Genomic DNA, 6,440 nt, shown 5'->3' on the forward strand with positions numbered 1-6,440 from the left:
GCCGATCTGCTGATCTTGAATCGTCAAATTCCGCGCAGCCTGGCGGCCTGCTATGATGAAATTCAACGTCACCTCGATCTGCTGGCCAGCAAGAGCGGCCGGCGCGGGCCGGCACACCGCCTGGCCAGTGCCGGGCACGCCCGCCTGGCCGGCGGCACGATCGAAGCCATTTTCGGTGAAGGCCTGCATGAGTTTCTCACGCAGTTCATTGCCGACAACAACCGGCTTGGCGAAGCTGTCGCCGAACAATATCTGTTCTGAAGGCTGTTATGCGGATCCGCGTCGATTATTCCACTGTTTATGAATATGCCCGTGAGGCCAATGACGTGTTGCAACTGCTGCGCGTGCAGCCGGCCGGGCATGACAGCCAGCATGTCGTGCATTGGCGCATCGATACCGACATGAACGGCCACCTGCGCAGCAGCCAGGATGCCTATGGCAACATCACCCACATGTTCTACCCGGACGGGCCGGTGCGGCGGTTGACCCTTCATGTCACCGGCGAAGTTGATACGCTCGAAAGCCACGGCATCGTCAGCGGCAGCAACGAACCGCTGCCGCCGCTCATATTCCTGCGGCAAACCGATCTGACACAACCGGATGAAGCGTTGCGCAATTTTGCCCGCCGCATCGATACCAGCGACGCGCTAGCCACCTGCCACCGGCTGACGACGCATTTGTATGACCACATGGTGTTTGATGCCGATGTCACCCATGCCTATACCGGTGCGGCCCATGCCTTTGCCATCAAAGCGGGGGTTTGCCAGGATTATGCCCATATCTTCCTGAGCGTGACGCGCCTGCTGGGCATCCCGGCTCGCTATGTTTCCGGGCATTTGTTGCGGCAGGACGGCATGATCACCCAGCCGGCGGCGCATGCCTGGGCCGAAGTGATGATCCCTGATCTCGGCTGGGTGGCATTTGATCCCACCAACGGCATGTGCGCCACCCAGGCCTATCTGCGGGTCGCGGTTGGCCTTGATTATCGCGACGCTGCCCCGGTGCGCGGCGCGCGGCGCGGCGGCGGCATGGAAACCATGGCAGTGGCGGTGACCACGCAGGCCAGCCTGCATCACCCCGGCCTCAGCGCACTTGGCGATCCTGTTGCCAGCCAACAGCAGCAACAACAGCAGCAGCAACTGCCGGTCAATTGAACGCGGTTGCCCGCTGGCGTGACGATAGGCAGACTTGAGCAAAGCTCACGTATTTTGGGGAGCAAACATGACCTATTGTGTGGGCATATTGGTGCGCGAAGGCATGGTCTTGATGGCAGACACGCGCACCAACGCCGGCGTGGACAATATCTCCACCTACCGAAAATTGCGTGTGATGGAGCATGGCCCTGACCGAGTGATCCTGTGCACGTCAGCAGGCTCCCTGTCTGTCACCCAGAGCGCGTTGTCGCGGGTAGCGCTGGGCGTGACCATGCCCGACACCGGCGACAAGGAGTTTCTGGCCGACGTGCCAACCGTGTTTCGCGCCGCACAACTGGTTGGCCAGGCCCTGTCGGATGCCAAAACGGAAGTCGACAAGGTGGTCAAGGATGCAGACGTCTACACTGATGCCACGCTGCTGCTGGCAGGCTCCATCGGCGGGCGCCGGCCGCGCTTGTTTCTGATTTACGGGGCCGGCAATTTCATCGAATGCCAACAGGACACGCCATTCCTGCAAATTGGCGAGAACAAATATGGCAAGCCAGTGCTGGACCGCATGCTCACCCATGAAACGCCGATGTCGGAAGCAATGAAGATCGCCTTGATCAGCTTTTCCGCAACCATGCGCTCCAATCTGGCGGTGGGATTGCCTATCGATGTGGCCACCATCCGCACTGGCGTGTCCGATCTGGAATTGATTCACCGCATCGAAGTTGACGATGAATATTATTCCGAGCTCAACAGCCGCTGGAGCAACGCCCTGCGCGCAGCGGCGGCTGCGATCCCCCTGCCCCAATTTGCCAGCGAACCAGAACAGGAGCAGCGTAACTGATGATCATGGGCCACAGGCCGGACGCTCAAGCCGGAGCGAGGCCTGACACAGGCTTGTCCCGCCGCAACCACAGCAGCGAGGCCAGCGCCACGCCGACGAAGGCCACGGCGGTCATCGAATAATAGCCCCAGGCCGCGTGGCCTTCGCCCTTCAGGCGTTCATAGAGTTCGCCGGACAGCAATGTGGTCAAGGCCTGCGCCGGTGCCGAGGCAAGTGCCATGTAAATCATTTGTGCTGTCGGCGTGCGCTCATCACCATGAAGTGCCTGGATCATGCGCATGGCACCAAGGAAGGTGGCGGCAAATGTGCCGGCGTGCATGATCTGCAGGCCATACAGCGCCCAAACCGGCGGCAACGACGCCATGGCCGTCCAGCGCACCACAGCTGAGATGCCGCCGATCAGGATCAGCGTTTCCGGCGCAAAGCGTTCCGTCCAACGCGCCATGAAAATCAGAAAGCCAACTTCGGCAATCACGCCGATCGACCAGAGATTTCCGGACAAGGTTGAGGAAATCTGTTGGTCATTGGTCCAGATCAGTGTGCCTGCGACATAAAAATAACTGTGAGTCGCCTGGATCAGGCCGGCCGAGAAAATCAGAAGTGCAAACTTGCGATCCTTGAGCATGCCAACGCCTGCAGCCAGACGCTGGCCAAAGGGCGCTTCCGTGTCTCCGGCCACCGGTTCGGCCGGCATCCATGCCGCCGCAGCGATCAGCATGATGGACACACCCAGCAGCCAGGCCCAAACCGCCCACGGCCCGAAACCGCCAATCAGCGCACCCACCGCCGACGAACCAACCACAAAGGCCGCCGATGCCAAGCCGCGCGCCAGGCCGTAGCGCGGCCAGCCATATTTGGTGAGCCGCAGCAAGGCAGCCTCCACCACCGGTAACAGGCCCCAGAATGCCACGTCCATCAGCAAGATGATGGTGAAGATCGCCGCAAACCCCGTGACAAACAACAACAGGCCAAAACCAAGCGTGAGGATGGCGGCAAACAGGAAAAGGGGCGCGCGCCGATCCTTGCGGCCATCGGCCCAGGCTGCAGTCAGCGGCCCGGCGATGATCCGCGAGAAGCCACCAATGGCCAGCACCAGACCGATCTGCGACCCTGAAAAACCCTGCGCCTTTTCGAGCCACAACGGCAGGAAGGGAATCAGGCAGCCGAACCCGGAGAAAAACAGACAGGACAACATGGTGGCACGCACGCCGCCCGTGGTCAGCTTCGTTAGGATCGATTCGGCCATGGCGTTAGATGGCAGGCTGCAATCATCCTGTCATCTATGCGGCGTGACAATCGCCGGGACGACTGGCTACACCCTCTTGAGTAACAACTTGGAGATCCGCGACATGACCTTGCCAATCCTATTCGATCTGACCGGACAAACCGCCCTGATCACCGGTTCCAGCCGCGGCATCGGCAAGGCCATTGCGCACCGCATGGCCGAACACGGCGCCAACGTTGTGATTTCCAGCCGCAAGGCCGATGTGTGCGAGGCCGCGCGCGACGAAATCAACGCCGCCGTCGGCCGCGAAGCCGCGATCAGCGTGCCGGCCAATATCGCGAGCAAAGAAAGTCTGCAGGCACTGGTCGATGCCACGATCGCCAAATGGGGCCAGATCGATCATCTGGTCTGCAACGCCGCTTCCAACCCCTATTATGGCCCGCAGGCCGGCATCAGCGATGATGCCTTCACCAAGATATTGCAGAACAATATCGTTTCAAACCATTGGCTGATCACCATGGTTGCGCCAGCGATGCGTGCCCGCAAGGATGGCACCATAACCATCATCAGCTCAATCGGCGGCCTGCGCGGATCGACGATCATCGGCGCCTATTGCATTTCCAAGGCCGCCGACATGCAGCTTACCCGCAATCTGGCCTGCGAATACGGGCCAGACAATGTGCGCGTCAATTGCATCGCACCCGGCCTGATCAAGACCGATTTCGCCAAGGCGCTGTGGGATGATCCCGCCACGCTGCAACGCTCCACGGCCACCGCGCCGCTGCAGCGGATTGGTGTGCCCGATGAAATTGCCGGTATGGCAGTGTTCCTGGCCGGCAAGGCTGGCGCATTCACCACTGGCCAGAATTTCGTGATCGATGGCGGCGTCACGGCCGCGTGACGCTTCTGTTTGTGTGCGGCACGCCAACGCCAGTTTGATGCGGCTTTCGCTGTGTCTTCTGGCGTTTCTGAGTATCCTGCCGATTGGCAACTGAGCGAAGGCAACGCAATGCGGAAACATTCCGGTCCGGCAAATCGCAACCTCTTCCTGCAGATTGCTGGACCGCTGGCGGCGGGGTTGATGACGGTCGGCGCTGCGTTGGCAATGCCAGTCGCAGCGCAAGTCACTGCGCAGCCAGCTGCCAAATTTGCAACGCCGCGTCAGGCCATCGCGATGGCCACGGTGTCCAATCCGCGTTTGTCGCCTGACGGCCGCAGGGTGGTGTACGAACAGACCAGAACAGATTGGCAAGGCAATGTTTTTGCCACTGATCTCTGGCTGGCAGACAGCTTGGGCAACGCGCGGCAGCGGCTAACGCAAGGCAGCGGTTCGGCGGGCGATGCCGCATGGTCGCCAGACGGCCGCTGGATTGCCTTTCTTGCCGAACGACCGGGTGTTTCAGCCGGGGCCCCAGCTGCTGCCGGCTCTGGCCCAGTGACTGGCCCGGCCAGCCGGCAATTGCTGCTCATTCCAGCAAGCGGCGGCGAAGCCGTGGTCATTACCAATATGGCCGGCGGGATCAGCAGCTTTGAATGGGCCCCAGATGGCAACAGCATCGCCTTTCTGGCAGCCGGCGAACGCCCAGCCCGCCTGAGAGACCGTGACAAGGCGCTGGGCAGCTACCGCATCATTCGCAGCGATCGTGTGCCGGTGCGGCTTTGGCTGATCGGGGTGGACATGGTCCTCGCCGGCAACACAGGTCCATTGCCCAAAGCGCGGGCGCTCACGGCCGACGATGGCCGCAGCGTGACCGCGCTGGATTTTGCACCAGACAGCGCCAGCATTGCCTTTGCTGCGCAGCTTGATCCTGATCCGGTGTCGTCGGGAACGTCCGAAATTTTTCGGGTTGCTGTTGGCGGCGGCCCGATCCGCCAGATCACCGATGGGCGCGGGCCGCACGGATCGCCGCGATTCTCCCCCGACGGCCGGTCAATCGCATTTGCCACCAGCGCTGGCGCTGCGAATTATTTCTTTGCCAATCGTCTGATTGCGCGGATTTCGGCCGACGGCGGCCCCATCGAAATTCTCACGCGCAGCTTTGACGAAGACGCCCAGTTGCTGGATTGGCAGGCAGACGGCATCAAATTTGCCGCCCGCGCCCGCACGCAATCGGGGCTTTGGCGCATCGATCCCACCAGCGGCGCCATTGGCCGTGTGGACGCAGGCGATAGCAGTATCGCCGGCGGATTCAGCTTCAGTGCAGATGGGCAAGCCGCTGCCTTCGTTGGATCAGCGGCCAATCAAGTCCCCGAAGTCATTGTGGCGTCGGGCGGACTGCATCGGCGCATCACCGACATGGCAGCGCAATGGCAAGGCCTGACCCCTGCTCGGCGCGAACTGGTCAGTTGGTCAGCCACTGACGGCGCCCGCATCGAAGGCGTGCTGTACAAGCCGGCGGATTTTGATCCAGGGCGCCGCTATCCCCTGCTGGTCGTCATCCACGGTGGCCCCACCGGCATTGATGTGCCCGATATTCGCCCAGACCGTTATTATCCGGTGGAACAGTTTGTTGCCCGCGGCGCGCTGGTGTTGCGGCCAAATTATCGCGGTTCTGCCGGATATGGCGCCAAGTTCCGTGCGCTGAATTATCGGAATCTTGGTGTGGGCGATTACGCTGATGTGATCGGCGGCGTCGACATGTTGCTTCGGCAGGGCCATATTGATGCAGGCAAGGTCGGTGCGATGGGCTGGAGCCAGGGCGGCTATATTTCGGCCTTCATTACCACGAATTCGACTCGCTTTAAGGCGGTTTCCGTGGGCGCCGGCATATCGGACTGGATGACCTACTATGCCAACACCGATATCACCAATTTCACCCGTCAATATCTTGGCGCAACACCGTGGCGCGACCCGCAAATCTATGCCCGCACCTCGCCGATCAGCAATGTGACCAAGGCGCAAACCCCAACCCTGATCCAACACGGATCAGATGACCCGCGCGTGCCAATTGCCAACGCATATGAACTCCGCCTCGCGCTGGAAGATCAAGGCGTGCCCGTGAAAATGGTGGTTTATGATGGCTTTGGCCACGCCATCAACAAGCCCCGCCAAGCGCTTGCGGTGCTCGCCGAAAATCAGGCGTGGTTCGGGCAGTATATTTTTGGTGACAAGCCGATCAGCGATCTCAATCCGGCCGACGACGGGCTGAAACTGGAAACCCCCGCCGATCCGAAATGATCGCATGCCCAGAACCGATACTCGGCTGCAATATCCGCAGGAAAATGGTGC

Annotated in this window: 6 protein-coding genes; 5 read left to right on the forward strand and 1 reads right to left on the reverse strand. The window is 61.0% G+C overall.

Translation table 11 applies throughout. The features are described from left to right. The 3 genes from ABWP50_RS12910 to ABWP50_RS12920 form a co-directional block, all read left to right on the forward strand. On the forward strand, nt 1–261 hold a 261-nt coding region (locus ABWP50_RS12910), incomplete at its 5' end, for an alpha-E domain-containing protein (RefSeq protein WP_353218395.1). Nucleotides 262–269: 8 nt separating this feature from the next. Beyond that, a complete protein-coding gene (locus ABWP50_RS12915; protein WP_353218396.1) occupies nt 270–1,154 on the forward strand; it encodes a transglutaminase family protein in 885 nt (294 codons plus the stop codon). A 67-nt stretch (nt 1,155–1,221) separates the two neighbouring features. After that, complete coding sequence (locus ABWP50_RS12920; protein WP_353218397.1) at nt 1,222–1,986, forward strand: proteasome-type protease; 765 nt, start codon at nt 1,222–1,224, stop codon at nt 1,984–1,986. 25 nt (nt 1,987–2,011) lie between these two features. On the opposite strand, the gene ABWP50_RS12925 is transcribed toward ABWP50_RS12920, so the two are convergent. Next, nucleotides 2,012–3,232, reverse strand: coding sequence for an MFS transporter (locus ABWP50_RS12925; RefSeq protein WP_353218398.1), 1,221 nt, complete (start codon nt 3,230–3,232; stop codon nt 2,012–2,014). A 103-nt stretch (nt 3,233–3,335) separates the two neighbouring features. On the opposite strand from ABWP50_RS12925, the gene ABWP50_RS12930 reads away from it, so the two are divergent. Then, entirely contained in the window at nt 3,336–4,112 is a 777-nt protein-coding gene (locus ABWP50_RS12930) for an SDR family NAD(P)-dependent oxidoreductase (protein ID WP_353218400.1), read from the forward strand. Between the two features lie 108 nt (nt 4,113–4,220). Continuing rightward, on the forward strand, nt 4,221–6,389 hold the full coding sequence (locus ABWP50_RS12935; RefSeq protein ID WP_353218399.1) for a S9 family peptidase: 2,169 nt from the start codon (nt 4,221–4,223) through the stop codon (nt 6,387–6,389). Nucleotides 6,390–6,440 lie beyond the last annotated feature (51 nt).

Origin of the sequence: Sandarakinorhabdus sp. (genome assembly GCF_040398645.1) — a bacterium.
GTDB lineage: Bacteria > Pseudomonadota > Alphaproteobacteria > Sphingomonadales > Sphingomonadaceae > Sandarakinorhabdus.